At 39.5% G+C, this 26309-nt stretch carries 32 protein-coding genes; all 32 read left to right on the forward strand.

Annotation, left to right across the window (positions count from 1 at the left end; translation table 11 throughout):
* The first annotated feature begins 12 nt into the window (after positions 1–12).
* The 32 genes from fliG to tsf all read left to right on the forward strand — a co-directional run bounded on the left by fliG (position 13) and on the right by tsf (position 26166).
* On the forward strand, positions 13–1026 hold the full coding sequence (fliG, locus tag ABD006_RS11540) for a flagellar motor switch protein FliG (RefSeq protein ID WP_343841112.1): 1014 nt from the start codon (positions 13–15) through the stop codon (positions 1024–1026).
* Positions 1019–1834: a flagellar assembly protein FliH gene (gene fliH / locus ABD006_RS11545; protein WP_343841114.1), complete on the forward strand. Its 816-nt coding sequence runs from the start codon at positions 1019–1021 to the stop codon at positions 1832–1834. The genes fliG and fliH overlap by 8 nt, the downstream gene beginning before the upstream one ends.
* Positions 1803–3122 (forward strand): flagellar protein export ATPase FliI, encoded by a 1320-nt coding sequence (gene fliI / locus ABD006_RS11550; RefSeq protein ID WP_343841117.1) that lies wholly within the window; start codon positions 1803–1805, stop codon positions 3120–3122. The genes fliH and fliI overlap by 32 nt, the downstream gene beginning before the upstream one ends.
* A complete protein-coding gene (fliJ, locus tag ABD006_RS11555; RefSeq protein WP_343841120.1) occupies positions 3122–3577 on the forward strand; it encodes a flagellar export protein FliJ in 456 nt (151 codons plus the stop codon). Before fliI ends, fliJ begins: the two co-directional genes overlap by 1 nt.
* The gene (locus ABD006_RS11560) at positions 3574–4149 is read left to right on the forward strand and encodes a MotE family protein (protein ID WP_343841123.1); all 576 of its coding nucleotides are present in this window, start codon (positions 3574–3576) and stop codon (positions 4147–4149) included. Before fliJ ends, ABD006_RS11560 begins: the two co-directional genes overlap by 4 nt.
* 41 nt (positions 4150–4190) lie before the next feature.
* Complete coding sequence (locus ABD006_RS11565) at positions 4191–5534, forward strand: flagellar hook-length control protein FliK (RefSeq protein ID WP_343841125.1); 1344 nt, start codon at positions 4191–4193, stop codon at positions 5532–5534.
* Positions 5512–5955 carry a flagellar hook assembly protein FlgD gene (flgD, locus tag ABD006_RS11570; protein WP_343841128.1) on the forward strand — a complete coding sequence of 148 codons (444 nt, stop codon included), beginning with the start codon at positions 5512–5514 and terminating at the stop codon, positions 5953–5955. Before ABD006_RS11565 ends, flgD begins: the two co-directional genes overlap by 23 nt.
* Positions 5956–5984: 29 nt before the next feature.
* Positions 5985–6374 carry a TIGR02530 family flagellar biosynthesis protein gene (locus ABD006_RS11575; protein ID WP_343841130.1) on the forward strand — a complete coding sequence of 130 codons (390 nt, stop codon included), beginning with the start codon at positions 5985–5987 and terminating at the stop codon, positions 6372–6374.
* A gap of 97 nt (positions 6375–6471) precedes the next feature.
* The gene (locus tag ABD006_RS11580) at positions 6472–7548 is read left to right on the forward strand and encodes a flagellar hook-basal body complex protein (RefSeq protein ID WP_425542218.1); all 1077 of its coding nucleotides are present in this window, start codon (positions 6472–6474) and stop codon (positions 7546–7548) included.
* 68 nt (positions 7549–7616) lie between these two features.
* On the forward strand, positions 7617–7847 hold the full coding sequence (locus tag ABD006_RS11585; protein WP_343841134.1) for a flagellar FlbD family protein: 231 nt from the start codon (positions 7617–7619) through the stop codon (positions 7845–7847).
* Positions 7828–8250, forward strand: coding sequence for a flagellar basal body-associated FliL family protein (locus ABD006_RS11590; RefSeq protein ID WP_343841137.1), 423 nt, complete (start codon positions 7828–7830; stop codon positions 8248–8250). The genes ABD006_RS11585 and ABD006_RS11590 overlap by 20 nt, the downstream gene beginning before the upstream one ends.
* A 41-nt stretch (positions 8251–8291) precedes the next feature.
* Positions 8292–9287 (forward strand): flagellar motor switch protein FliM, encoded by a 996-nt coding sequence (gene fliM / locus ABD006_RS11595; RefSeq protein ID WP_343841138.1) that lies wholly within the window; start codon positions 8292–8294, stop codon positions 9285–9287.
* Positions 9274–10479 carry a flagellar motor switch phosphatase FliY gene (gene fliY / locus ABD006_RS11600; protein ID WP_343841139.1) on the forward strand — a complete coding sequence of 402 codons (1206 nt, stop codon included), beginning with the start codon at positions 9274–9276 and terminating at the stop codon, positions 10477–10479. The genes fliM and fliY overlap by 14 nt, the downstream gene beginning before the upstream one ends.
* A 13-nt stretch (positions 10480–10492) precedes the next feature.
* A complete protein-coding gene (locus ABD006_RS11605) occupies positions 10493–10858 on the forward strand; it encodes a response regulator (protein ID WP_343841141.1) in 366 nt (121 codons plus the stop codon).
* 34 nt (positions 10859–10892) lie between these two features.
* Positions 10893–11564: a flagellar biosynthetic protein FliO gene (locus ABD006_RS11610; RefSeq protein ID WP_343841142.1), complete on the forward strand. Its 672-nt coding sequence runs from the start codon at positions 10893–10895 to the stop codon at positions 11562–11564.
* Entirely contained in the window at positions 11557–12222 is a 666-nt protein-coding gene (gene fliP, locus ABD006_RS11615; RefSeq protein WP_343841144.1) for a flagellar type III secretion system pore protein FliP, read from the forward strand. The genes ABD006_RS11610 and fliP overlap by 8 nt, the downstream gene beginning before the upstream one ends.
* 22 nt (positions 12223–12244) lie before the next feature.
* Positions 12245–12514, forward strand: coding sequence for a flagellar biosynthesis protein FliQ (fliQ, locus tag ABD006_RS11620; RefSeq protein ID WP_343841146.1), 270 nt, complete (start codon positions 12245–12247; stop codon positions 12512–12514).
* Between the two features lies 1 nt (position 12515).
* Positions 12516–13295, forward strand: a complete 780-nt coding sequence (gene fliR / locus ABD006_RS11625; RefSeq protein ID WP_343841148.1) for a flagellar biosynthetic protein FliR — start codon at positions 12516–12518, stop codon at positions 13293–13295.
* A gap of 1 nt (position 13296) precedes the next feature.
* Positions 13297–14379, forward strand: coding sequence for a flagellar biosynthesis protein FlhB (gene flhB / locus ABD006_RS11630; protein WP_343841150.1), 1083 nt, complete (start codon positions 13297–13299; stop codon positions 14377–14379).
* A gap of 20 nt (positions 14380–14399) precedes the next feature.
* A complete protein-coding gene (flhA, locus tag ABD006_RS11635; RefSeq protein WP_343841152.1) occupies positions 14400–16430 on the forward strand; it encodes a flagellar biosynthesis protein FlhA in 2031 nt (676 codons plus the stop codon).
* A complete protein-coding gene (flhF, locus tag ABD006_RS11640; RefSeq protein ID WP_343841155.1) occupies positions 16430–17596 on the forward strand; it encodes a flagellar biosynthesis GTPase FlhF in 1167 nt (388 codons plus the stop codon). The genes flhA and flhF overlap by 1 nt, the downstream gene beginning before the upstream one ends.
* Complete coding sequence (locus ABD006_RS11645) at positions 17589–18455, forward strand: MinD/ParA family protein (RefSeq protein WP_343841157.1); 867 nt, start codon at positions 17589–17591, stop codon at positions 18453–18455. The genes flhF and ABD006_RS11645 overlap by 8 nt, the downstream gene beginning before the upstream one ends.
* Position 18456: 1 nt before the next feature.
* On the forward strand, positions 18457–19509 hold the full coding sequence (locus tag ABD006_RS11650; RefSeq protein ID WP_343841160.1) for a protein-glutamate methylesterase/protein-glutamine glutaminase: 1053 nt from the start codon (positions 18457–18459) through the stop codon (positions 19507–19509).
* A gap of 40 nt (positions 19510–19549) precedes the next feature.
* Complete coding sequence (locus ABD006_RS11655) at positions 19550–20017, forward strand: chemotaxis protein CheW (RefSeq protein WP_343841162.1); 468 nt, start codon at positions 19550–19552, stop codon at positions 20015–20017.
* Positions 20018–20023: 6 nt separating this feature from the next.
* Positions 20024–20656: a chemotaxis protein CheC gene (locus ABD006_RS11660; RefSeq protein ID WP_343841166.1), complete on the forward strand. Its 633-nt coding sequence runs from the start codon at positions 20024–20026 to the stop codon at positions 20654–20656.
* A gap of 1 nt (position 20657) precedes the next feature.
* Complete coding sequence (locus ABD006_RS11665) at positions 20658–21155, forward strand: chemotaxis protein CheD (RefSeq protein ID WP_343841169.1); 498 nt, start codon at positions 20658–20660, stop codon at positions 21153–21155.
* A gap of 30 nt (positions 21156–21185) precedes the next feature.
* On the forward strand, positions 21186–21959 hold the full coding sequence (locus tag ABD006_RS11670) for a FliA/WhiG family RNA polymerase sigma factor (RefSeq protein ID WP_343841171.1): 774 nt from the start codon (positions 21186–21188) through the stop codon (positions 21957–21959).
* Positions 21960–22011: 52 nt separating this feature from the next.
* Positions 22012–23409, forward strand: coding sequence for a FapA family protein (locus ABD006_RS11675; protein ID WP_343841173.1), 1398 nt, complete (start codon positions 22012–22014; stop codon positions 23407–23409).
* Between the two features lie 21 nt (positions 23410–23430).
* Positions 23431–23742 carry a hypothetical protein gene (locus ABD006_RS11680; RefSeq protein WP_343841176.1) on the forward strand — a complete coding sequence of 104 codons (312 nt, stop codon included), beginning with the start codon at positions 23431–23433 and terminating at the stop codon, positions 23740–23742.
* 11 nt (positions 23743–23753) lie between these two features.
* Positions 23754–24251 (forward strand): DUF6115 domain-containing protein, encoded by a 498-nt coding sequence (locus tag ABD006_RS11685; RefSeq protein WP_343841179.1) that lies wholly within the window; start codon positions 23754–23756, stop codon positions 24249–24251.
* Positions 24252–24406: 155 nt separating this feature from the next.
* Positions 24407–25147 carry a 30S ribosomal protein S2 gene (gene rpsB / locus ABD006_RS11690; RefSeq protein WP_343841181.1) on the forward strand — a complete coding sequence of 247 codons (741 nt, stop codon included), beginning with the start codon at positions 24407–24409 and terminating at the stop codon, positions 25145–25147.
* A gap of 134 nt (positions 25148–25281) precedes the next feature.
* Positions 25282–26166 carry a translation elongation factor Ts gene (gene tsf, locus ABD006_RS11695; protein ID WP_343841184.1) on the forward strand — a complete coding sequence of 295 codons (885 nt, stop codon included), beginning with the start codon at positions 25282–25284 and terminating at the stop codon, positions 26164–26166.
* Positions 26167–26309 lie beyond the last annotated feature (143 nt).

Below are 26309 nucleotides of genomic sequence, written 5' to 3' on the forward strand. Positions count from 1 at the left end.
GGGGCACAAGGAATGGTCAAAGCCAAAACAGAGTTAACAGGAAAACAAAAAGCAGCCATTCTATTGATTTCTTTAGGTCCTGATGTATCTGCTGAGGTTTATAAGCATTTGTCAGAAGAAGAAATTGAACAATTAACCCTGGAGATTTCATCTGTACGCAAGGTGGACTCAAACCAAAAGGAACAGGTGATTGATCAGTTTCACCAGATTGCATTAGCACAGGATTATATTACACAAGGTGGAATTGGCTATGCCAAAACCATTTTGGAAAAAGCTCTTGGTGATGGAGAAGCATCACAAATTATCAATCGACTTACTTCATCCTTACAAGTAAGGCCTTTTGATTTTGCAAGAAAAGCTGATCCCACTCAAATCCTGAACTTTATCCAAAATGAACATCCTCAAACCATCGCGCTGATTCTTTCCTATCTGGATTCAGAACAATCGGCGCAGATTCTATCGGAGCTGCCTGAAGATATTCAGGCAGATATAGCCAGAAGAATCGCAGTTATGGATTCGACCTCTCCTGATGTCATTAATGAGGTTGAAGAGATATTGGAGAAGAAATTATCTGCTACGGTTACACAGGATTACACACAGACTGGTGGTGTTCAAGCTGTCGTGGAAGTTCTTAACGGGGTAGACCGGTCTACAGAAAGAACAATTCTGGACGAACTCGAAACACAGGATCCGGAACTGGCGGAGGAAATTAAGAAACGAATGTTTGTCTTTGAAGATATTGTCACTCTTGATAATCGTGCGATACAGAAAGTCATCAGAGAAGTGGACAATGAGGATCTTATTCTATCCCTTAAAGTGGCCAGTGAGGAAGTACAGCAGGTCTTATTCAGTAATATGTCTAATCGAATGGCCGAGAATTTCAAGGAGGAAATGGAATTTATGGGGCCTGTTCGCCTGCGGAATGTAGAAGAAGCACAAACAAGAATTGTATCAACTGTCCGTCACCTGGAAGAGATTGGCGAAATTGTCATTGCCCGCGGTGGAGGGGATGATATCATTGTCTAATCTTTACAGAGTTAATATTTCCAATGCACCTGAAAGTTCGAAAACAATCTCCATTAAACCTTTCAAGTCTATGGAGGATGAAGAGCAGAATACGTCAAGTGCACATGATGATGCTGTGATAGAAATGGAAAAACAACGTGAAGAGCTTCTTTTGGATGCAAAGCAACAACGTGAAGATGCCAAAGCAGAGGCAGAACAAATCATAAAAGATGCAAGGGCTCAAATTCAACAGGAGCACGAGAACTGGCAGCATGAAAAAGAGGAACTCTATAAAGAAGCAGAACAAAATGGTTTTCAGGATGGATATAAGGAAGGGAAAAAAAAGGCTGAATCTGATTTCAGATCCTATGTAGATGAGGCAACTTCTCTTATAACACTAGCGAAGAATGAGTATACACACATTGTTAATCGAAGCGAAAAAGATATTCTTATAATGGCGCTAAAAGCCGCTGAAAAAATGATTGGTCATAAACTCGATGAAGATCATGATGAAGTGTTTCTTTCGATTGTCAAACAGGCCATATCAGCCGTGAAAGATTCTCCTGAGATTAACCTTTATGTGTCGGTACAGGAATATGAACAGCTTCTTCAATATAAAGAAGAACTGCAAAATGTATTAAGCGATCAGGCAGAGCTAACCCTTTATCCCAGCCGTGAAATGGAACAATACGGCTGTATAATCGATACGCCCAGTGGACAGGTGGATGCAGGGGTTGATACACAGCTGAACATTCTGAAACAAAGGTTATTGGATTTGCTTGAGGAGGATCAATGGAGTGGAAACCAATCAATGGCTGAAACGGATTGAGGATACAGCAACCGTTAAAAAATATGGAAAAGTAACCCGGATTGTCGGACTAATGATTGAAGCAACAGGTCCCGAAACAAGTATAGGCGATGTTTGCTTCGTTTACACAAATGGTAAATCAAGTAAACCAATCAAGGCAGAAGTGGTAGGTTTTCAGCAAAAAAGTGTTCTTTTAATGCCTTATTCAGAATTAAAGCATATAGGCCCTGGCTGCCTGGTAGAGTCAACGAATCAATCTCTTGTCGTTAAAGCCGGAAACAGCTTAATAGGGAATGTCCTGAATGGATTAGGAGAGCCTCTGGATGGTTCAAGCCTTCCTGAAAATCTCACATATGTGCCAACCGACCAGGATCCGCCGAATCCGATGGAACGAGCCCCTATAAGAGAGCCCATTTCCATTGGTATTAGAGCTATTGATGGTCTGTTGACCGTAGGTAAAGGACAGCGGGTAGGTATTTTTGCCGGCAGTGGTGTGGGTAAGAGCACATTACTCGGTATGATTGCAAGAAATAGCGATGCTGATATAAATGTAATTGCTTTAATTGGGGAAAGAGGCAGGGAGGTACGTGAGTTCATTGAAAAAGACCTGGGCGATGAAGGGTTAAAAAAATCGATTGTAGTCGTGGCCACATCTGATCAGCCTGCTCTTCAGCGAATTAAAGGAGCTTATACAGCAACTGCCATCTGTGAGTATTTCCGTGATCAGGGATTGAATGTAAACCTGATGATGGATTCCGTTACACGAGTAGCCATGGCTCAGCGTGAAGTTGGACTGGCATCAGGAGAACCGCCAACAACGAAAGGTTACACACCAAGTGTCTTTGCTATTTTGCCAAAGCTTTTGGAACGAACCGGAGCGAATAATCGCGGCTCCATTACGGCATTTTATACGGTGCTTGTAGATGGGGATGACATGAATGAACCTGTAGCCGATGCGGTTCGGGGGACATTGGATGGTCACTTTGTTCTGGATCGCTCGATTGCTGAACAGGGACGTTATCCGGCTATCAGTATTTTGAAATCGATAAGCAGGGTTATGCAGAACATTTCTTCAAGAGAACACTTGCAGGCTGCAGAATATATTCGCAATATCCTTGCAACATATGAAGAAAATAAAGAACTCATACAAATAGGCGCCTATAAAAAGGGAGCATCAAGAGAGGTTGACCAGGCCATTTCCTTCTATCCTCAAATTGTTAAATATTTAAAACAGGATGTACATGAGAATGTTACAGGTGGAGAAGGAATTCAGATGCTATTGGAGCTTGCTAATGGGAGTGAGCGGTAATGTCCAGTGTGGAAACCTTTAAAAAAATATTAAATATCAAAATGATAGAAAAAGATCAGGCACAAAAGGATTACCAGAATGCGATGGATCAATTTGAAGCCAGTGCTACGGAATTATATTATCTTCTGAAAGAGAAGGAAGATTTCGAAGCGCATATGAAAGAACAGATTCAGTCACGGATTCGAGCTTATGAAATACGAAATTACCACCAATACATTCAGAGTCTGAATCAAAAAATAAATGAGCTGCAGCAGCATGTACAAAGAACCAGGGCGAATATGGAGAATAAGCAGCAGTCATTGACAGAGTCCTATATAGAAGTGAAGAAATATGAAAAAATTGTCTTTGACCGAAAGCTCAAGTTCAAGCAAATGGTGGAAAAACAGGAAAATGAAGTGATCGATGAAGCTTCGGTACAGCAATATATTCGTCATAGGGAAAAGGTGAAACCATGAGTCAAAAAAACTACGAAAAGGAAAAGACCAGTAAAATCCAATGGTTTTTGTTCGTTATCGTTATTCCTGTTATCTTTGCGATCACCCTTCTTTTCGTTGTATTAAGCATAGCCGGGATTAATGTTGTCGATATGGCGGAAAAACATAACATTCCTGTGGTTTCGGCGCTGGTTCAGGGTGATGAAAAAACGAAGAATGAAAAGAAAGACACACAAATTTCCGAATTACAGGAAACGGTCAAAAATAAAGAAACCAGTATTGAACAACTGGAGACGAAGGTTGAATCAAAAGAAGAAAAGATTGCAGAACTGGAGCAGACCATTAGTGAACTGACCAATCAGCTGAATGACCAGAAGGAAAAACAGCAAAATCAGGAGGAACAGGTAAAAGAGGTATCTCTTACATTTGAAGAAATGGATCCTGAATCGGCTGCACCCGTTATTGAAAATATGGATCAGGAAGTGGCTGTAAAAATTCTGACCGAAATTCCTTCCGAACAAAGAGGGGCCATTCTTTCGGCCATGAATCCAGAAATGGCCGCTTCATTTACAAGTGAACTATTAAACAATTAATAAGGACACTTGGAACGACCTTTGAAAGGGGGTGAAAAAACTTGAATGTCGCACTTCTTCAATCAATGCTGTCTCAGACAACAGCCAATCAGGAAGGAAAAATAATGACTGACAAGTCGAAGGATGGGGATAGCTCAAAAAACTTTTTAGCTTTACTTTCGAGCCTGCAGCCAACGGAGAAAGGAAACGCTGGTGCCGATTCAGCGCAGTCAGTTTTTCTTGGAGATTTGGCAAGTCAGCTCAGAGATGTCCTGCAAAGTCTGGAAGGAAAAGTGAACGAAGAATCTCTGAATCAACTAACAGCCACTCTGACAAAGCTGGCTAACGAATTATTACAAAATGATACATTCAGGTCGGCGGGGGGAGAAACTTCCCGTAACTCTGATGATCCGTTCACGCTTATCGACAACTCCTCCTTCTCTATTTCCAAGCTGCTTGAGAACATTAATGAAAATAAGGAGATAAAGCAGCAGCTTCTTACATTGGCTGGAGATTTCGTCAAAATGACAGAACAATTTATCAGTGCTGATAAAAGTCAGCGATTAAGTATGAGCAGGGAACTCCAATCTGCGTTGGTCAAGATATCAAATTTTCTATCTCAGGCAGGCCATACTTTAAAGCAAAACGGGCAAAGTACCCAGGCGAATTTTTTATTTCAGCAAAAGTTGACGGATACCAATCTGACTGGAAAACATGGGAATGGAAATTTGACGGCTCAGGTTAATCAGAACCAGTCGAACGCTTCCTTAACCAGAAGTATAAATCCTGTTTCAAATCATGGCAGTCAAACGATTCAAACGAAGGCAGCTCAGGAATTGTCTACTATAAAAACTGGCACTGCGGTTTCAGTTGACTCCATGCCGATGTCAAAAGTAGAGCAATTCACCATTTATCTTCAGCGAAACGGGGGTAACCAGGCAGCAACCAATAACAGCCATGATTTTATGGAGCAATTTCAAAAAATTATAAAGTCCAGCCGTTTTATTCAAAATGAAGGATCTTCACAGCTGACTCTAAAGCTGAAACCGGCCCATCTCGGAGACATGGTTGTTAAGTTTACACAGATAAATGGAGAGATGGCGGTACGAATTGCCGTTTCCTCACAAGCGGCTAAGGAAATGTTAGAGAGCAATATTAACCAGCTCAGACATATGTTTCAGCCCAATCAGGTTGTCATCGATAAGCAGGCTGAACCCATTTTGGCCCAACCGTCCTCATCCTATTTGAACTTTAGTCAGAATGAGGAAGAACAGGAGCAAAGAGGGGATACTTACCATCATGATCAGCTCGAGGATGAGGAAAATACAGATGAAGATTATGAGGACAAAAGCTTTGAGGACTATTTAAATCAGACGAAGGCAGGTGATCACTTTGACGCAGATTGATACATCGCTGTATTTGTCCAGTCAGAAAAATCAGGGAACAGGAAGCAGTACGCTTGGTAAGGATGATTTTTTAAAAATCCTGATGACGCAATTACAAAATCAAAGTCCTTCAGACCCTATGAAGGATAAGGAATTCATCTCGCAAATGGCTACTTTTTCTTCATTAGAACAGATGATGTCTATCTCCGGATCTGTAGACCAGCTTGTACAGCAGCAAGCCTATACACCGGTTGTTGAGTACAGCCATCTAATTGGTAAAGAGGTAGAATTTAAGACGAAGAATGAGGATGGAGAAGTCCAAACAGAAGGAAGTGGAACCGTTTCGGGTATTGCAGCGGGTCAGGATGGAACGGAAATCATTTTGCAGAATGAGAAGAGAATTCAGGTTCATTCGATCATAGAGGTAAGGGATTCTGAGTAATAAGCTGTTTCATAGAAAGAAGGGATGAGATGGATCATCGTATACATCAATTGCACAATCATCCGTTACAGCAGCAATCGTTAAAGACGTCACAGCCTGCAAAGCATAGTTCTGCAAAATCCTTTCAGACCCATTTACAGGAAGCACAGACTCAGCAGCCTTTGAAAATCAGTAAACATGCACAAAAACGTCTGGATGAACGAAATATCCAAATAAATGAATCAAAGTGGTCTGAAATTCAGGATCAAATGAACAAAGCAAAAACGAAAGGTGTAACGGACTCACTTGTTGTATTAGACGATGCCACCCTTGTTGTGAATACGAAGAACAATACTGTAATTACAGCAATGGGGCGTAAAGAAACCAATCATCATGTTTTTACAAACATTAATGGCACGATTGTATTACAGGATTCATAAAGGCTGGACCGTATGGGGGCCTTAGGCTGCGGACCGATCGAAGCAGCTATATGAAAATATTCCTAAGAGGAAAGGAAGATGTTACGTGTTACGTTCCATGTATGCCGGTATTTCCGGAATGAAAGGTTTTCAAACAAAATTAGATGTTGTTGGAAATAACATAGCAAATGTAAATACCTTTGGGTTTAAAAAAGGGAGAGTAACGTTTCAGGATATGATGAGTCAAACTATTCAGGGTGCTCAAGCTCCCCAAATTAATGAGAATGGTGAGCAAGTATTAGGTGGTAAAAATCCTATGCAAGTAGGATTGGGAGTTAACACTGGTAGTATTGATACGATTCATGATGGAGGTAATACACAGACAACAAATCGTTCATTGGATTTTGCTCTTGAAGGTGATGGAATGTTTGTTGTGGCAAAGAATACAGATTCTGGAGTTAACTATAACTATGATGGTAACGATATACCAGGAATAACTTTAGGGGAAAATGGCGATAACGTGAATTTCACAAGAGCAGGTAATTTTTACCTGGATGATAATGGTCATATTGTAGATCCAAATGGAAATTATTTAGTGGGAAATCCTACAACAAATGATGGTGTTGCACTTTCTCAAGTGAATATAGATGGGGTTAATCACACCGTATACTATAATTCAGATAATAATTCATATATCGACTCAGATGACAATGTATTTGAATATAATCCAGATACAGAAGAGTATGAAAATACAGCCAATGATGATTCTTTTGTAGAACAACAGGTTCAGCCAGTTTTAAGCCCATTACAAATCCCTGAAGATGCCGAGAGTTTTAGCATAGCCTCTGATGGAACTGTTAACTATGTTCAGGATGGTAATCCGCAGGTAGCGGGTCAAATTCAAATTGCTAAATTTTCAAATGCAGAAGGATTACAGAAAGCAGGAAACAATTTATTTCAATTGACTCCGAATGCGGGGGCTTATGATTCTGATAACGACGGAGTAATGGATTTACTGTCACCTGGTGAACAGGGTTCTGCTACTCTTCGCTCAGGTGCTTTGGAAATGTCCAATGTAGACTTGTCTGAAGAGTTCACTGAAATGATTACGGCTCAAAGAGGATTTCAGGCCAACACAAGAATTATCACAACGTCTGATGAAATCCTTCAGGAGCTTGTAAACCTGAAAAGATAATAAGCAGGGGAGGTAGAGTGAGGCTGGGACATGCAAATATTTTTGTCCAAGCCTTGCTCATGTAATCTATGATTCAAGTAACCAGGTTAAATGGAGAATCCTTTGTATTAAATGCTCTCTATATAGAAAAAATCCAGAACTTACCGGATACAACCATTACGATGATTTCCGGCAAGAAATATTTTGTGAAAGAAGAAAAACTGGAGATTGCTGAAAAAACCGCCCAATTTTATAAACGAATTGGCTTAATGGGTGTTCAGGCAAATTTGGAGGAGTCTTATGAACAAAAAAGTGATTAATATCATGTTAACCCTTTTAATCATCATCACGCTTGCTGGTATTGTTACCCTGGTGCTGATTATGAATAATAAAGACGAGAAAACCCATGCAGATGATGAAAAAAATGTTGAGGAAATGATTGAGACTTCATTTGAAACCGAAGAGATGACAACAGATCTGAAGGATGGAAACTTTATCCGCATACAGTTTCAAATTGTTACGGATAACAAGGAAACTATGAAAAAATTAAAAAAGGATTTTCGTTTAAAGAATGTGATGATCAAGGAGTTATCCAAAAAGGAATCTTCGGACTTTCGAGCAGGATTAGGAGAAATGGAGTCAGCGATTAAGGAAGAACTCAATCAACTATTAGATACTGGAATGGTTACAGATGTTTACACAACAAGCAAAATACTGCAGTAATATTTTATCTTAACCCATTCTCCATACAGGAGGTGAACTTTTTGGCCGAGGATGTTCTGTCACAAAATGAAATTGATGCGCTCTTATCCGCCTTGTCTTCAGGGGAAATGGATGCGGATGAGTTAAAAAATGAAGAGAAAGAAAAGAAAGTAAGAGTTTATGACTTTAAACGTGCCTTAAGATTTTCGAAAGATCAGATTCGTGGTATTACAAGGATTCATGAGAATTATGCCAGATTATTAACAACCTTTCTGTCCACACAGCTTCGTACATATTCTTCTGTGTCCGTAGCTTCTGTTGATCAGATTCCATATGAAGAATTTATTCGTTCGATCCCTAAACAAACCATCTTAAATATATTTTCTTTATCTCCTCTGGAGGGGAGAATTTTGATGGAAGTAAACCCCAATATAGCTTATGCCATATTAGATCGGGTTTTAGGTGGAAAGGGAGTCAGCTTTAACAAAGTTGAAAATCTAACCGAGATCGAAACAAAAATTATGTCCGCTTTTTTTGAGAAAACGATAGGAACTTTACAGGAGGCTTGGAGTTCATTAATGGATATTGATCCATTTTTAGAGGACTTTGAAATCAATCCTCAGTTTCTGCAAATGGTTTCGCCAAATGAAACGGTTGTTGTCATTTCTTTAAATACCTCGATTGGTGAATCCAGTGGAATGATTAACATATGTATTCCGCATATTGTGCTTGAACCGATTATTTCGAAGCTGTCTGTTCATTATTGGATGCAGAATCAATCCAGTAATGCCAAACCTGAAGATGCCAAAAAGATATCGAAACAGATCAAAATGGCTAAGGTTGATGTTAAGGCTGTACTCGGTGAATCTTCCATTACGATAGACGAGTTTTTGCAGCTAAAGGAAAATGATGTGATTCAACTAGAACAAAGCATTGAGGAGCCGCTGACCGTTTATGTTCATCAGGAACCTAAATTTCAGGCTCAGCCGGGTAAAAGAAAAAATAATTTAGCCGTACAGATACTCAATGAGATTAATAGGGGGGATGAACTTGAGTAATCGCGAAGAAATGCTTTCACAGGAAGAAATTGATGCACTGCTAAACGGCAATCAGAATCTCATGAGTGAAGAAAAACAATCAGACGAGGAAACATCGGACTCTCAGGAAATTACTGATGTTGAACGGGATGCTCTTGGTGAAATTGGAAATATATCATTTGGGACGTCTGCTACCACTCTTTCAACTCTATTAAATCAAAAAGTTGAAATAACCACACCAGCTGTTTCTGTGGTGGAGAACAAAAATCTCAGTGATGAATTTCCACACCCTCATGTAGCGATTTCTGTAGATTACACGGATGGATTCACGGGAATAAATCTGTTTGTCATTAAAGTAGAGGATGCTGCCATCATTGCCGACTTAATGCTTGGTGGGGATGGTACGTCGCCGGATACAGAATTGAATGATATACATCTAAGTGCTGTACAGGAAGCAATGAATCAAATGATGGGTTCAGCTGCAACAAGTATGTCGAGTATCTTTGATAAAAGAGTGGATATTTCTCCGCCTTCAATTACTCTAATGGATGTAAATAACGATGAAGGTACGGATAAGATTCCGGACAACGATTTGCTGGTGAAGGTTTCCTTCCGATTAAAGGTTGGTGAGCTCATTGATTCAAACATCATGCAACTCCTTCCTATTGATTTTGCCAGAGAGTTTGTGGATGAATTGTTAAATGGTCATGAAGATGAGCAGACGCAAACTGAAAAACCGGTTCAGGAAGAAAAGACGATGAATGTGCAGAACGATTTTGATTCTGTAAAGGAACCCGTTTCTTCTGCAGCCAATCATTCATACAGTCAGGAGCAAATTCCGGCAAGTCATACAAACCAGCAGCATTTTGGTTCGGAACGTCCTGTTGCTGAACCAAACATACAATCCGCGGCATTTTCGGAATTTGAAAATAACAAACTGGAAGCCCATCAGCAGCAAAACCTTGATATGTTAATGGATATTCCATTGAAGGTGTCTGTTGAATTAGGACGAACCAAAAAAACCATTAAGGAGATTTTGGAAATGGGCTCTGGTTCTATTGTTGAACTGGATAAATTAGCAGGAGAGCCTGTAGATATTCATGTGAATGACAAATTAATAGCCAAGGGTGAGGTTGTTGTTATAGATGAAAACTTTGGTGTTCGGGTTACGGATATCGTAAGCCAGACAGAAAGAATACAAAAGCTCAGATAAGGGGGAAGGTAAAATGGCACATAAAGTATTAGTTGTCGATGATGCAGCATTCATGAGAATGATGATAAAGGATATTCTGGAGAAAAATGACTTCGAAGTCGTTGGTGAAGCACAGGATGGAAATCAGGCCGTTGAAAAATATAAGGAATTAGAGCCGGATTTAGTTACTCTTGATATTACGATGCCTGAAAAAGATGGCATAACCGCTCTAAAAGAAATTAAGGAAAGTAACCCGGATGCAAAGATCATTATGTGTTCAGCAATGGGACAACAGGCAATGGTTATTGATGCGATTCAGGCAGGAGCAAAGGATTTTATTGTCAAACCTTTTCAGTCTGATCGTGTTATTGAGGCCATAAATAAAACTTTAGATATTTAATCGATTACGTGCGATAACGAAGTGGGGAAACGTTATGAACAGATATGTAAGGCCGATTCTATCATTAGTATTTATTATTGCTTTTATCGTACAGCCGATAAACCTTGGCTATGTACAGGCAGCTATGAATGTTGATGAATATTTCGACCAGAAACAAAACGAACAGCAAGAAGAAGAAAACAATGAGAGTAATTCTTCCGCTGAACAGGAACCGGAATTACAGGCAGACAACGGTTCTTTAATGGGGAATTTAATTAAAATGGTTATTATGCTTCTGATTGTTTTGGCTCTTATTTATTTCTTATTAAAGTTTTTACAAAAGCGAAATAAAATGTTTCAGCAGGTGCAGGCATTGGAGAATTTAGGCGGGATATCCTTAGGCTCTAATAAATCTGTTCAAATGGTCAGAATAGCTGATCGTGTCTTTGTCATCGGTGTGGGTGAGGATATCTCAATGCTGACAGAAATTGAGGATGAGGAAACGAAAGAAGAGTTATTAAAAGAAGATCAGGAAGCAAATACCAACCAGCCGTTTAAAGCCATGCTGAAATCCTTGGAGCAGAGAAAAGAACAGCAGAGTGATAAGGAATCAGTTACGAATTCCTTCAAAGAGCAATTTAACAGTGAGCTTAAGAAATTAAAAAATGGGAGACAAAAGCTGATGGAAAATAACAGGGATACCGGAAAAGAGGATCAGGATGGGTGAATTTGTAGACTTTTTTAATAACACGGATCCCCAGAGTGTCTCAACATCCGTTAAATTATTACTCTTATTAACTGTTCTGGCTCTTGCTCCAAGTATCCTGATATTGATGACAAGCTTTGCAAGAATAATCATTGTTTTGTCCTTTGTTCGTACATCTCTGGCTACACAGCAAATGCCGCCGAATCAAATATTAATTGCGCTGGCACTGTTTTTAACCTTCTTTATCATGGCACCTACTTTTCAGGAAGTTAATGAAGAAGCCTTACAGCCATTATTCAATGAAGAAATTACCATTGATGAAGCCTATGATCAGGCCAGTATGCCAATGAAGGAATTTATGGCCAAGCACACACGACAAAAAGATATGGCTTTATTTATGGATTATACCCAAATGGAGGCACCTGAGACATTAGAAGATGTGCCTCTTACAACATTAATCCCTGCTTTTGCCATTAGTGAATTAAAAACAGCTTTTCAAATGGGATTTATGATTTTTGTTCCCTTTTTAATCATTGATATGGCCGTTGCCAGTATTTTAATGTCGATGGGAATGATGATGTTACCACCAGTCATGATCTCTTTACCTTTTAAAATCTTATTATTTGTACTTGTGGATGGCTGGTATCTGATCACCCATTCATTATTAGAAAGCTTCTAGCTTTGGAAGGGAGCGCATCATTTTGAATAGTGAATTTGTTATCTCCTTGGCAGAGACTGCGGTGTACACGTTGCTTACGGTTATTGGTCCCATATTAATTCTGGCTCTGGTTGTAGGTTTATTAGTGAGTATTTTTCAGGCAACGACACAAATCCAGGAACAAACCCTTGCCTTTATTCCGAAAATCATAGCTGTTTTTATAGGGATTATTTTCTTTGGTCCCTGGATGCTTGTTCAGGTTGTGGACTTTACCGCAAATATATTTAACAATCTCCATCAAGTGATTGGTTAATATGTTAGAAGTCTTTGAACTTAGTAAACTGCCAGGATTTATCTTGATTTTTGCAAGGGTCATTGGTTTTTTCTTAACAATACCTGTATTTTCTTATCGTAATCTTCCCAGAACTCATAAGCTAGGTTTTGCGATTTTTTTATCATGGATCATGTTTTATACCGTAGATATCCCTGTTTTCCTGTTAAATGGGCAATTTATTCTCTTAATACTGAAAGAGCTTATTGTCGGGATACTTATCGGTTTAATTGCCTTTATTATATTAGGTGCTATTCAAATTGCAGGCGGATTTATTGATTTCCAGATGGGTTTTGCCATTGCCAATGTGATGGATCCGCAAACAGGGATCCAGAGTCCTTTAATTGGTCAATTTTTATATACCATTACCTTGCTTTTTCTCATAACGGTTGATGCCCATCATTTATTGCTTGATGGTATTTTTTACAGCTATCAATATATCGAAATCGATCAAATGGTTCCGTTTCAGAACGATTCGATTGTGCAATTTGTGATGGAAAGCTTTAGCCAAATGTTTTTAATCGCATTTCAAATGTCCATCCCCATCGTAGGCTGTCTGTTTCTGGTTGATGTTGCTTTAGGGATTGTGGCAAGAACCGTTCCACAATTGAACGTGTTTGTTGTAGGGCTGCCTTTGAAAATTTTTGTCAGCTTTGTCGTGATTTTTGTTTTTCTGGGTATTTATGTAACCTTAATACAACAATTATTTGAAACCATTCTCAACGCTATGAGAGGATTAATGTCTTTATTTGGGGGTGCTTAGTATGAAATGGTTATCCTTGGATTTGCAATATTTCGCAGGGGAAAAGACCGAAAAAGCTACCCCGAAAAAGCGTCAGGATTCAAGAAAAAAAGGACAGGTTGTGAAAAGTCAGGATGTTAATACCGCAATCCTTCTGTTTATGATGTTTATTTTATTTTTTGTCATGGGCGGGTACCTGAAAGAACGATTAATGGCGATCTATGAAAAAGGGTTTGTGGAATATATCCAGTGGAACGTAACAGCAGATACTGTCCAGTCCATGTTTTTTCAATACACGGTTGATGGGGTTATGGTGTTACTTCCCGTTATGATTGTGGCGGTTATTGCCGGACTGGCTTCTAACTTTCTGCAGATAGGGTTTTTATTTACCACCGAACCTCTAAAGTTTAACCTTGGGAAATTAAATCCTATAAAAGGAGCCAAGAAGATATTTTCGGCCCGGGCTCTGGTGGAGCTTCTGAAATCTTTATTAAAGATTACTGTCATCGGCAGTATTACATTTACGGTTATCTGGATGAACAAAGACCAAATGATGATCATGTCCTTAAAAGGCCTTGATAGTGCCCTCGCTTTTTTTGGACAGATGACGATAACCATGGGGATTGCAGCTTCCATAGGGCTTTTAATCATTTCCGTCATCGATTATATCTATCAAAGGTATGATCATGAAAAAAACATTCGAATGTCCAAGCAGGATATTAAAGATGAACATAAGAACATGGAAGGCGATCCACAAATAAAGTCCAAAGTAAAAGAAAGACAGAGGCAGATGGCTAATTCACGAATGATGAGTGAAGTACCAGATGCGGATGTAGTGATTACCAATCCGACGCACTATTCTATTGCGATTAAGTATGATGAAGATAAATATGATGCTCCTTATGTAGCAGCAAAAGGGGTTGACTATATCGCTTTTAAAATTAGGGAAGTGGCCAAACACCACGATATTCCCATGGTGGAAAATCGGTCACTGGCACGTTCCTTATACGCAAAGGTTGAAATAGGAGAAGTCATTCATGAAGACTTTTATCAGGCTGTTGCCGAAGTTCTTGCTTACGTATATCGATTGCAAAATAAAGTTTGAAGCAATGAGGAGAGACCATCATGAAACTTAAAGATTTATCTGTATTATCAGCTGTTATATTAATTATTGTTATGCTCGTCATTCCTATGCCGGGCTGGCTTTTAAGTGTATTCATTTTAATTAACATCACACTCGCTTTAATCGTGATCCTTGTTGCTATGAATACAACTGAGGCACTGGAATTTGCAGTGTTTCCTTCTCTCTTATTGCTTTTAACTTTATTCAGATTGGGATTAAACGTATCCACAACACGATCCATTCTATCTGAAGGGGATGCGGGAGTCGTTATTGATACATTCGGAAGTTTTGTTATCGGGGATAACTCATTGGTTGGTTTTGTGATTTTCCTGATTTTAATTATTATCCAGTTTATCGTCATTACGAAAGGCTCTGAGCGTGTATCAGAGGTTTCCGCACGATTTACATTAGATGCGATGCCTGGTAAGCAAATGAGTATTGATGCTGATCTTAACTCAGGATTAATTTCTGAACAGCAGGCAAAGGATCGCAGAGAAAAAATTGAACAGGAGGCGGATTTCTACGGTGCCATGGATGGTGCCAGTAAATTTGTTAAGGGTGATGCGATTGCAGGGATTGTTATTGTTATTATCAATATTATCTTTGGATTAATTATTGGTGTGGCTCAGATGGGCTTAACGTTTGGTGAAGCTTCGAATCAATTCCTGCGCCTTACAGTTGGAGATGGACTTGTATCACAAATTCCGGCGTTACTCATTTCCACCGCAACAGGTATTGTCGTTACACGAGTAGCTTCTGAAGGAAATTTGGGTACCGATATTACAAATCAGCTGCTGCGATTCCCTAAATTACTATATGTTGCTGCCGTCACCATATTTATGTTTGGGCTGACGCCAATTAACTTTGGGTTAACTACCATGATTGCAGGTGTTCTGGCCTTCGGAGGCTTTCAATTAAGTAAAACAAAAGCCGAAGAAGAGGGTGAAGAATGGCAGGAGGAGGAAGAAATCGAATCTCAAGATATGTCTTCACCTGACAGCATTATTCAGATGATTAGTCACGATCCGATTGAATTCGAATTTGGTTATGCTCTGATTCCTCTGGCAGATGCGAATCAGGGAGGAGATTTACTGGACCGGGTTGTGATGATCCGCCGCCAGTTGGCCATAGAGCTGGGAATGGTTATCCCGGTTGTCCGGATACGTGACAATGTTCAGCTGAATCCTAATGAATACAGTTTAAAAGTAAAGGGGAATGAAGTGGCCAGAGGTGAGATTTACCTTGATCACTATATGGCCATGATGCCTGGAATCGAGGAAGAAGATCTCGATGGCATTGATACGATGGAACCTGCTTTTGGCTTACCGGCAAAATGGATTTCAGAGGATCTTAAAGATGAGGCCGAAATGCTGGGAGCAACTGTGGTAGACCCGCCATCCGTTGTATCCACGCACATTACAGAGGTTATTAAGCGGCAGGCACATGAATTGCTGGGCAGAGAGGAAACGAAGCAGTTAATCGATCATCTGAAAGAAAGTAATCCAATTCTTGTGGAGGAAGTTACCCCAGAGCCTTTATCCACTGGAGAAGTCCAGAAAGTTCTGGCCAAGCTGTTACGAGAGCAGGTATCCATCCGGAATTTGCCTGTCATTTTTGAAACCTTGGCTGACTTCGGTAAAATGACAAATGATACAGATCTTCTGGGAGAATATGCCAGACAGGCCTTAGCCAGCCAAATATCTAGTCAATATATAAATGATGATCAGATTTTAAAGGTGGTAACTTTATCAGGGCAAGTAGAAAAGCTTATTGCAGATCATGTTCAGCAGACAGAGCACGGCAGTTATTTAGCTCTTGACCCTGAATCCCAGCAAAAGATCATTCAATCGATTAATCAGCAAATCGAAAAACTGTCATTACAGGAAGCTACACCCGTTCTTCTTTGCTCACCAGCGATTCGGATGTATGTGAAGCAGTTAATTGAGAGATTTCTCCCTCAAGTTGTGGTTCTTTCCTACAATGAAATAGAACCATCTGTTGAGGTACAAAGTACAGGGGTGGTGAATAGCTAATGAAGGTTAAAAAATACACAGCCCAGACCATGCCGGAAGCCATGAAACAGGTTCGTAATGAACTGGGCAGTGATGCGGTGATTTTAAATTCAAAAATTGTCAAGCCTAAGGGGATTTTTGGAATTTTTAAGAAAAACAGCATAGAAGTTATCGCTGCTATCGATCCAAATCCTACACACGAGAAAAAACAAAAGCCTTCGCTGCAGCCAAGGCATAATATCAGTGAACGAAAGCCTCAAAATAATCAAAAGGTAACAGGACCATCCGGATCCGATAAACAGGTTTCTGATGAAGTCATTAGAGAACTTCGTGAATTAAGGGAGACGGTGACAGCACAACAAAACTCAGCTGCCGGTTCACAGGACTACTTACCGGCTCCAATTAATAAAGCCTATCAATATTTAATAAACCAGGAACTTTATGAAGAAACTGTGAGATTGATCATAGACCCCTTGCTGGAAAAGTATTATCTTCATAATAAACAGGTGAATGATCAGCTTATCTTTCAATGGTTAAGAGAAGAATTGGAAGAGCATTTGCAGGCTTATTCAAATGGTTTTAAAGAATTTTCATCTAAAGTCATGTTTTTCGTAGGGCCTACTGGTGTAGGAAAAACAACCACAATTGCCAAAGTAGCAGCCAAGGCTGTGGTGGAGGAAAAGAAGAAGGTAGCTTTTTTAACGACCGACACTTACCGTATTGGTGCGATTGATCAGTTAAAAACCTATGGCAAAATTTTAGACGTTCCTGTAGAAATTGCTTATAACCAGGATGATTTTCAAAAAGCAAAAGAAAAATTTTCAAATTTCGACATAATTTTAGTGGATACAGCAGGACGTAACTATAAACAAGTCGAATTTATAAAACAGCTGGAGGATACCATCGATTTCGAGCAGGATGATGAAATGTTTCTCGTGCTATCTGCTACAACAAAAAACAAAGAACTATCAGCTGTACAGTGGCAGTTTCATCAATTTCCGATTAAGAAGCTTATTTTTACCAAATTAGATGAAACCTCTGAATATGGACCAATATTAAACATTATGAAGGAAGGGAATGCCGGTCTTGCCTTTTTATCCGATGGTCAGGATGTCCCGGATGATATAAAGGAAGGATCTACGGAACAAATCATTTCCTTAATTCTTGGTGGTTGGAACCATGACTGATCAGGCGCAAAAGTTAAGAGATCTGCTTAAAAAGAAGAAGGATATTAAAGAAGCCAAAACGATTGCCATTCTGAGCGGCAAAGGAGGAGTGGGGAAATCCAATTTTGCGCTTAATTTTGCTATTGGACTTCAGCAAAAAGGAAAAAGAGTTCTTTTATTTGATTTGGATTTTGGAATGGGCAATATTGATGTATTAATGGGGGTAGCCCCGAAGAAGACAATCATTCAAATGTTTCAGGAATCGTTGGAAATTGGAGATATTATAGAAAAAGGTCCGAATTCGCTATCTTATGTGGCTGCTGGTTCAGGATTAACCAATATTTTTCACTTTAATCCTCATTATTTTGATTATTTTGCAGACCAGCTGCAGTCGATCTCTATGCAATATGATTATATTCTTTTTGATCTGGGAGCCGGTATGCAGGATCAGCATTTACAGTTTGCATTTGCTGCGAATGAATGCTTTGTTTTAACAAATACTGAGCCAACTTCCATAACAGATGCATATGCGGTGATGAAGCATCTGTACTATGAGCAGAGTTCCATACCCGTTTATCTTATTGTTAATCGAGCAGAACCTGAGGATGGTGACCTGACCATTAAAAAATTTAAAGCTGTGGTTGAACAGTATTTGAAGCAATCGTTTATTCCTTTAGGTGTTTTACCGGATGACCACGCTCTAGTCAAGGCGGTTAAAGATCAGATTCCATTCCTTTTGCATAATAAACGGTCGGCAATTAGTTTGCAGCTAGCACAACTGATTGACAACTATTTAGGTGAGCAATCCAAGGAAAGAATGGCCATACGTCACTCCTTTGTTACAAAGCTGAAAATGCTATTTAAGAGAAAGGTAGATTAATATGCAAAACATCCGAGTACTGGTCATAGATGATTCGGCATTTATGCGTAAAATGATTTCAGATATTTTAAATCAGGATGATCAAATCCAGGTTGTTGGAACAGCACGAAATGGACAGGACGGTATTCAAAAAATCAAAAGTCTTTCACCTGATGTCATTACTTTAGACGTGGAAATGCCTGTCATGAATGGGATTGAAGCATTAGAAAAGATTATGAAGGAATGTCCAGTACCGGCTGTTATGGTTTCAAGTGTGACTAAATCCGGAGCAGACAGCACTCTTCAGGCCTTACACCTGGGTGCGATTGACTTTATTACGAAACCTTCCGGGTCTATTTCGCTCGATATCTACAAAACAGAGTATGAAATCATTTCGAAAGTAAAACACGCCGCAACTGTTAATGTCCATCAAATTCATACAAAAGCAACTTTGCCAAAACCCGCATCTTCTCGAACTGACAGTACCGTCAGCCAAAAGAAGAAGATTGTTGTTATAGGTGTTTCAACTGGTGGACCTAGAGCTTTACAATCTCTGATCCCTGCTTTGCCTGATGATTTCCCGGCTCCAATTTTAATTGTCCAGCATATGCCTGCTGCATTTACAAAATCACTGGCTGAACGTTTAGATCGCGAGTCCAAACTGTCTGTTAAGGAGGCAGTGAATGGAGAAATATTATCTAAAGGTGTGGTTTACATTGCCGCTGGCGATTATCACTTAGAAATTAAACGAACAGGAACTTCATTGACTGCTTTAGTTGTACAATCCGAGCCGGTGAACGGACATCGCCCTTCTGTCAATAAATTGTTTGAATCTGCAGCAGATCTGAAACATTATGAAAAATATGCATTAATTCTGACAGGTATGGGTTCGGATGGATCGAAAGGGATTCAAACATTGAAGGAAAAGGATAAGGGGACAAAGGTCATTGTCGAATCTGAAGAATCAGCTGTGATTTTCGGGATGCCCAAAGCAGCTCTAAATACAAAAGAGGTCAATCATGTAGTAAGCATAGATCAAATGGGATCCCTGCTATGTGAGCTTGTTCAAAATTGAAGGGGATTTGCAGATAATAACGTAAGGGGGAATGATGCAGATGACAAAAGAACAACGGAATGAAAAAGTAATCGTTTTTCAATTAAAGAATGAAGAGTACGGAGCCCCGGTGGACGCTGTAGGTTCCATTGAGCGTATGGTGGAAGTAACACGAGTTCCCGGGACACCTCAATTTGTAAAAGGAGTTATTAATCTTCGAGGTGTGGTAACTCCGATTATTGATTTAAGGGAAAGATTCGGAATAGAGCCAGCGGAATATGACGACAGCACCAGAATAATTATTGTTTCACTGGAAGATAAAGAAGTTGGAATGATTGTCGACACTGCTAATGATGTTATCGATGTTTCAGCCGATGCGATTGAGCCTCCGCCAGAAGTAATAGGATCAGTGGATGTAGATTATATCCGGGGAGTTGCAAAATTAGACAATCGATTATTAATTCTTTTAAACATTGAAAAAGTCCTTTCGGAAGAGGAGATAACTGAAATATCACAGGTAGAAGGGTAGAACATTATGAATGATTCGTTTTCTTTTTCCAGCTTACATTTAGATATATTAAAAGAGATTGGAAATATCGGTTCCGGAAATGCAACTACATCTTTATCAGCTTTATTAAACCGGAAAATACAAATGAAAGTTCCTGAAGTAAATATCGTCAGTTTTGATGAAATGATGGACATGACAGGTGGTCCGGAGAAAGAAATTGCTTCTATTTTTGTGAAAATTCAAGGGGATATTTCCGGCAGTATGTTTTTTGTACTCCCTCCGCACGAGGCAAGTATGCTTATAAGGGAAATGACGGGGAATGACGACTTCCATTTTCAGTCTCCACCCTATTCTGATCTTGCTGTTTCCGCTTATGTGGAGTTGGGAAACATATTATGCGGATCGTACCTAAGTGCCTTATCCGATATGACAAACCTCAACATTCAGCCGTCTGTACCATCAGCAGCTTTTGATATGGTTGGTGCTATTTTAACGGCAGGATTAGTGGAGATTTCCCAGGTTGCTGACCAGGCGATTTTTATTGAAACGCTGTTATTAGATGAAAAGGATCAGTATGACCAGATGAAAGGACAGTTCTTTCTCCTGCCTGACCCTAATTCCTTTGACAAAATTTTTAATGCTTTAGGAGCTCCTCGTTAGTATGGAGACTGCAGGAGAAATTGTAAAAGTAGGTATAGCAGATATAGGGATTTTAAAAGGTCCAGGTAAAATTCGTACTTCCGGACTTGGCTCTTGTGTTGGAGTTTTGATTTATGATCTTCGTGAACAGTTGGCTGCTTTAGTACACATCATGCTCCCTGATTCATCATCGTTCAGGGGAGATAATTTAAACAGGGCAAAATATGCAGACACAGGAATCCGGGAAGCCATAACCTTATTAAAACAAAATGGAGCACGTTCCCATTACTTAAAAGCCAAAATAGCCGGGGGTGCGCAAATGTTTCAGCTCTCTGCAGCACAGGATATGATGAGAATTGGACCTCGTAATATAGAAGCGGTTAAGCAGGTGCTATCAAGCCTTCGTATTCCATTGATTAGTGAAGAGGTTGGAGGTTCAAACGGTCGAACGATTGAATTTAGTTTTGTGACCGGCATGCTGACGATACGTACAGTAAATGAGGGAATAAAAGAAATTTAACAGGATTTACCGTCTGAAGGAGGTCAAGGGATGAAGCAGCAGGAGGCTCCCGATTTACAGTCATTATGGAATAAGTGGCAACAACATAGAAATGAGGATGCGGGGAACGAACTTGTTGCCCAATACATGCCTTTAGTCGATTATCACGTAAGAAGAATTTCTGCCCATTTGCCTGGAAATGTCAGTCGGCAGGAAATTAAAAGTCTCGGATTATTAGGATTGGTGGATGCTATTGAGAAGTTTGATTATAAGAGAGACTTGAAATTTGATACCTATGCGTCTTTCCGGGTTCGCGGTGCTATCATGGATGGATTAAGAAGAGAGGATTGGCTTCCACGAACAGTCCGTGAGAAATCGAAAAAAATAGATGCTGTTGCAGAAGACTTGGAGCAGGTGCTGGGCAGAGAGCCTGAGCCTGAGGAAATTGCGGATAAGATGGGAATCTCCAGTCAGGAAGTATTAACAGTCATGAAAGATACCCTTTATGCAAACACCTTATCCATTGAGGAAAAATCAAGTGATGAGGATGGCCAGCACGCAGAAGGTATTGGTTACATGATTCCGGATGAAAAGGAATCCCTGCCAGAGGATCAGCTTATCGATCAGGAAAAAGTTGGTGAATTAAGTAAGGCAATTAAAACTTTAAATGAAAAGGAACAAATGGTCATTAGTTTATTTTATCATAAGGAATTAACTTTAACTGAAATAGGAGAGGTATTAGAGCTTTCAACATCAAGAATTTCACAAATCCACAGCCGTGCAGTTTTTAAGCTCAGAAAGGTCCTTTTACAAGTCATTGACTAAGGTCTTCAGAAGTTATATCCGTATTTAGTCCATAAATGGGGGGAAGGACAATATGGTATCATTAAATTCAGCAAAGGATTGGTTCAGGATTAGCGTTACAGAGGATCAAATGGAAGCTTATCTTGAGTTAAGAGGGGATTTTGAAAGAGATTTTGAAAGAGATGAGATCACGATTGAGGATCTACAGGAGCTATTTGATGAGAGTAATATTACTTTCGGTCATCTTGATGAACAAATAAACAGGATTACGGAAAATCCATCCTTAGTCACATTTCCCTGTTTGATTGCAGCTGGACAACCAGTTGAACACGGAAAGGATGGCAGGGTTGAATTTTTCATAAATTTGCAATCAGACCTTTCTATTGAGGAAAAGGAAAACCTGGATTTCCGGGAAGTTATGAAAATTCCAAAGGTTACAGGCGGAGAACCGATTTTAAAGATGATTCCACCAACAGATGGAAATTCAGGTTTAAACGTTTTCGGCGCAGAAGTGAAGCCGCAGGAGGGAAAGATTGCCCGTGTGAAGGCAGGTAAAAACACAAAATGGGCAAGCGAGGATACCCTTATAGCAACAATGGATGGTCAGGTTTCTCTTGTAGATCGTTCCATACAAGTATTACCGACTTATGAGGTCAATCATGATGTTGATTTGCGGTCCGGAAATATTGATTTTAACGGTTCAGTGGTTATACATGGCGATATTCCCTCAGGCTTTACCGTTAAAGCAAAGGGTGATATCCACGTTATGGGTTTAGTTGAAAGTGCAGTATTAGAAGCTGGTGGCTCTATTTTTATACAAAAAGGAATATCAGCGGTTCATAAAGGTATGGTGCGTTCCGGCCTGGACGTCCATACAAAATATATAAATCAGGGAAATGTGGAAGCTGGAAGAAACATTTTTGTTGAACAATCTATTTTGCTCAGTCAGTGTACAGCAAGGGAAACCATCTTCTGTCAAAGAGGAAGTATCATTGGTGGCCATTTGTCTGCCGGACAGCATATATATGTGAAGGATCTGGGGAATCGCCTGGAAGCGGAAACAAATATATATTTAGGTGAAAATAAGGATCATTTAGATACCTTACAGCATTTAGAGGATCGTTTAACAGAACTTAAAAATACCATTAATAAACTGAAACAACTAGGTGAAAAGTTGAAAAAAATAGCATCCATAAGAGGAGAATTAACATTCAGTGAAAAAGATACTCTCCTAAAGCAGGAAAAGTCCTTGCGAGCAGCAACATCAGAATATTTAGAAGTACAAAAACAGCTTTCGGAAAAGAAGGAAATAAATGTTGATTTTTCCCAGCCTGTTTTTTATATTCATGGTATACTGTACCCAAACTCTAAAGTCAACTTTGGTAAATACCAGAAGAATTTTTTGACTCAATCCAGAAATGTGAAAATAAAGTTAGAGGGCTCTGAAATTCAGGTTTCACCATTTCATTAATGGGATGGAGGTTGACTCTTTATGAGCTGGAAAGCTGTAGAAATGCAGGTTGCTCTGCCACGGACACAGGATGCCGGCCAGATTCAGGAACAGCTTGAACAAAGATCGGCGAATAGTCAGCATTATCTGGCTCAGGCTAAGCAGCAGGAAGAGGAGAGGCGACGAAAAAAGGTTAATGAACTCAGACAAAAAGAGCACAAACGTCTCCAGAATGATGATGCACGTTCTGACTCTCCCGGGACCTCCTTGAACAGACGGGAAATGGAAAGAAATTTATTCAGACAGAAACAGAAACATCCTTATTTAGGAAATCGATTTGACTTAACAAGATAGGAATGGAAGCTATGATAGAATTTTTAGTTATATTCAGTCTGATTTTACATGCGATTGTATTTATATTTATCATTTATCTTTATCGACGGTTTTCACAGAATTCATCAGGTATGTCCGTGCAGGAAAGAAAAGAAATGGAAGAAATGCTTTCCTCCTATATTACCGAGATGAAAAAGGAAAATGAACGTCTATTGAATATTCTGAATGAAAATGGCAAAAATGTGAAAGAAAAACAAACAGCACCAGATTCCCGGCAAAACTCAAGTCCAACCCTGGATACATACGTGGAACCGGTACAGAAAAAGGAAACAACTGCAAAGGAAACCAAAAACGTGGAGAAATATAATCCGGAATCCATTATAGTGGAGGATGAAGCAGAGGGAGTATCAGATCACGCAAAAGCGCTGCAATTATATAATGAGGGACTTTCTACTGAAGAAATTGCTCAAAAATTGAACAAAGGGAAAACAGAAATTGAGTTGTTTATTAAATTTCAATCACAATCATAAATTTCTGCTTGAATGAATACTGTCCATATGATATATTTACTTTTGGTGTAAAACACACGTCTGTCGATTGTGCAGGAGGTGCTTTCAAGTAGGGAAGTCCCTGTATAAAGATGAGACAGACGGAGGCCAAAACCATTTTATAGGAGGAAGAAAGAATGTCAGTAATTTCAATGAAACAACTTTTAGAGGCTGGTGTACATTTTGGTCACCAAACTCGCCGTTGGAATCCAAAAATGAAGAAGTATATCTTCACAGAGAGAAACGGCATTTATATTATTGACCTTCAAAAAACAGTTAAGAAGGTTGAGGAAGCATACGAATACGTGAAGAATGTAGCTGCTGATGGAGGTACTGTTCTATTTGTAGGTACTAAGAAGCAGGCACAGGATACTGTTCGTGAAGAAGCAGCACGTTCCGGTATGTTCTACGTAAACCAGCGCTGGTTAGGTGGTACGTTAACGAACTTTGAAACGATTCGCAAACGTATCCAGCGTCTTAAAGATATTGAGCGCATGGAAGAGGACGGAACTTTTGATGTTCTTCCTAAAAAAGAAGTTGTTATGATTAAGAAGGAACAAGATCGCCTTGAAAAATTCCTTGGCGGTATTAAGGATATGGAAGGAATTCCTGACGTGCTATTTGTTATTGACCCTCGTAAAGAGCGTATCGCAATAGCTGAAGCACATAAATTAAACATTCCAATTGTAGCAATGGTTGATACGAATTGTGATCCGGATGAGGTGGATTATGTTATCCCGGCAAACGATGATGCAATTCGTGCTGTAAAACTTCTTACCGGCAAAATGGCTGATGCAATTCTTGAAGCTCGTCAAGGTGAAACAAGCGAAGAAGTAGCAGAAGAAGAAGAAGAAGAAGCACAACCAGTAGAAGAGTAAGAAAGGTTTTGAAGGTGATAAGAGGGAAAAAGCCTTTTATCACCTTTTTTATCAAAGAGAATGGATATGAAAGCTGTACCATTTGAATAATAATAAAGACCATTATTATCATGGAAGGTTAAGGAGGAAATGTCATGGCTGTAACAGCAAAAATGGTAAAAGAGTTACGTGAAAAAACAGGTGCAGGAATGATGGACTGCAAAAAAGCATTAACAGAAACAGATGGTGACATGGAAAAAGCAGTTGATTTTCTTCGTGAGAAAGGTATTGCAAAAGCGGCAAAGAAAGCTGATCGTATCGCTGCAGAAGGATCTACATACATCGAAGTGGATGGAAATACTGCTGTAATTTTTGAAGTGAACGCTGAAACAGACTTTGTTGCAAAAAATGATCAGTTTAAAAATCTTCTTGCTGATCTTGGAAAACACCTTGTTAAACAAAAGCCTGCAACCGTTGAAGAAGCTCTGCAGCAAAAATTACATGGTGAAGGCGAAACTTTAGAATCTTACATCACAGATGCGATTGCTAAAATTGGGGAGAAAATTTCTCTTCGCCGTTTCACAGTAGCCGAAAAAACAGATAGTGATGCATTTGGTACTTACCTTCATATGGGTGGACGTATTGGTGTACTAACTGTTCTTGAGGGAACAACAGATGAGTCCGTTGCTAAAGATGTTGCTATGCACGTAGCTGCTGTAAATCCTAAGTATCTATCCCGTGATGATGTACCTAAAGAAGAAGTAGATAGTGAGCGCGAAGTACTTAAGCAGCAGTCCCTGAATGAAGGGAAACCAGAGCATATTGTTGAAAAAATGGTAGAAGGGCGTCTCGGCAAGTTCTTCCAGGGCATCTGTCTTCTTGAACAGGAATTTGTAAAAGACCCTGATCAAACCGTTAAGAAATTTGTAGAATCCAACAATGCGACTGTGAAACAATTTGTACGTTATGAAGTAGGAGAAGGAATGGAAAAACGTGAAGAAAACTTCGCTGATGAAGTTATGGGTCAAGTTAAAAAATAACACCACAAAAGAGTTTTGACTTTGAAAATAGGGGACACGTGGTGTTCCCTATTTTCAAAAATCCTACATACTAAAGATATCCCGGAAATAAACACATTTAAACCAAATCATAATTTTATCAATTTTTCGCTATCTTATAAGGG

Source organism: Salinibacillus aidingensis (genome assembly GCF_039522525.1).
In the GTDB taxonomy this organism is placed as follows: domain Bacteria; phylum Bacillota; class Bacilli; order Bacillales; family Alkalibacillaceae; genus Salinibacillus; species Salinibacillus aidingensis.

What these genes read in the sequence shown, in the direction of transcription:
- fliG (WP_343841112.1), top strand. Translation starts at nt 13, where the DNA reads ATGGTCAAAGCCAAAACAGAGTTAACAGGAAAACAAAAAGCAGCCATT.
- fliJ (WP_343841120.1), top strand. Translation starts at nt 3,122, where the DNA reads ATGTCCAGTGTGGAAACCTTTAAAAAAATATTAAATATCAAAATGATA.
- ABD006_RS11560 (WP_343841123.1), top strand. Translation starts at nt 3,574, where the DNA reads ATGAGTCAAAAAAACTACGAAAAGGAAAAGACCAGTAAAATCCAATGG.
- ABD006_RS11575 (WP_343841130.1), top strand. Translation starts at nt 5,985, where the DNA reads ATGGATCATCGTATACATCAATTGCACAATCATCCGTTACAGCAGCAA.
- ABD006_RS11580 (WP_425542218.1), top strand. Translation starts at nt 6,472, where the DNA reads ATGTATGCCGGTATTTCCGGAATGAAAGGTTTTCAAACAAAATTAGAT.
- ABD006_RS11585 (WP_343841134.1), top strand. Translation starts at nt 7,617, where the DNA reads ATGATTCAAGTAACCAGGTTAAATGGAGAATCCTTTGTATTAAATGCT.
- ABD006_RS11590 (WP_343841137.1), top strand. Translation starts at nt 7,828, where the DNA reads ATGAACAAAAAAGTGATTAATATCATGTTAACCCTTTTAATCATCATC.
- fliY (WP_343841139.1), top strand. Translation starts at nt 9,274, where the DNA reads ATGAACTTGAGTAATCGCGAAGAAATGCTTTCACAGGAAGAAATTGAT.
- ABD006_RS11605 (WP_343841141.1), top strand. Translation starts at nt 10,493, where the DNA reads ATGGCACATAAAGTATTAGTTGTCGATGATGCAGCATTCATGAGAATG.
- ABD006_RS11610 (WP_343841142.1), top strand. Translation starts at nt 10,893, where the DNA reads ATGAACAGATATGTAAGGCCGATTCTATCATTAGTATTTATTATTGCT.
- fliP (WP_343841144.1), top strand. Translation starts at nt 11,557, where the DNA reads ATGGGTGAATTTGTAGACTTTTTTAATAACACGGATCCCCAGAGTGTC.
- fliR (WP_343841148.1), top strand. Translation starts at nt 12,516, where the DNA reads ATGTTAGAAGTCTTTGAACTTAGTAAACTGCCAGGATTTATCTTGATT.
- flhB (WP_343841150.1), top strand. Translation starts at nt 13,297, where the DNA reads ATGAAATGGTTATCCTTGGATTTGCAATATTTCGCAGGGGAAAAGACC.
- flhA (WP_343841152.1), top strand. Translation starts at nt 14,400, where the DNA reads ATGAAACTTAAAGATTTATCTGTATTATCAGCTGTTATATTAATTATT.
- flhF (WP_343841155.1), top strand. Translation starts at nt 16,430, where the DNA reads ATGAAGGTTAAAAAATACACAGCCCAGACCATGCCGGAAGCCATGAAA.
- ABD006_RS11645 (WP_343841157.1), top strand. Translation starts at nt 17,589, where the DNA reads ATGACTGATCAGGCGCAAAAGTTAAGAGATCTGCTTAAAAAGAAGAAG.
- ABD006_RS11650 (WP_343841160.1), top strand. Translation starts at nt 18,457, where the DNA reads ATGCAAAACATCCGAGTACTGGTCATAGATGATTCGGCATTTATGCGT.
- ABD006_RS11655 (WP_343841162.1), top strand. Translation starts at nt 19,550, where the DNA reads ATGACAAAAGAACAACGGAATGAAAAAGTAATCGTTTTTCAATTAAAG.
- ABD006_RS11660 (WP_343841166.1), top strand. Translation starts at nt 20,024, where the DNA reads ATGAATGATTCGTTTTCTTTTTCCAGCTTACATTTAGATATATTAAAA.
- ABD006_RS11665 (WP_343841169.1), top strand. Translation starts at nt 20,658, where the DNA reads ATGGAGACTGCAGGAGAAATTGTAAAAGTAGGTATAGCAGATATAGGG.
- ABD006_RS11670 (WP_343841171.1), top strand. Translation starts at nt 21,186, where the DNA reads ATGAAGCAGCAGGAGGCTCCCGATTTACAGTCATTATGGAATAAGTGG.
- ABD006_RS11675 (WP_343841173.1), top strand. Translation starts at nt 22,012, where the DNA reads ATGGTATCATTAAATTCAGCAAAGGATTGGTTCAGGATTAGCGTTACA.
- ABD006_RS11680 (WP_343841176.1), top strand. Translation starts at nt 23,431, where the DNA reads ATGAGCTGGAAAGCTGTAGAAATGCAGGTTGCTCTGCCACGGACACAG.
- ABD006_RS11685 (WP_343841179.1), top strand. Translation starts at nt 23,754, where the DNA reads ATGATAGAATTTTTAGTTATATTCAGTCTGATTTTACATGCGATTGTA.
- rpsB (WP_343841181.1), top strand. Translation starts at nt 24,407, where the DNA reads ATGTCAGTAATTTCAATGAAACAACTTTTAGAGGCTGGTGTACATTTT.
- tsf (WP_343841184.1), top strand. Translation starts at nt 25,282, where the DNA reads ATGGCTGTAACAGCAAAAATGGTAAAAGAGTTACGTGAAAAAACAGGT.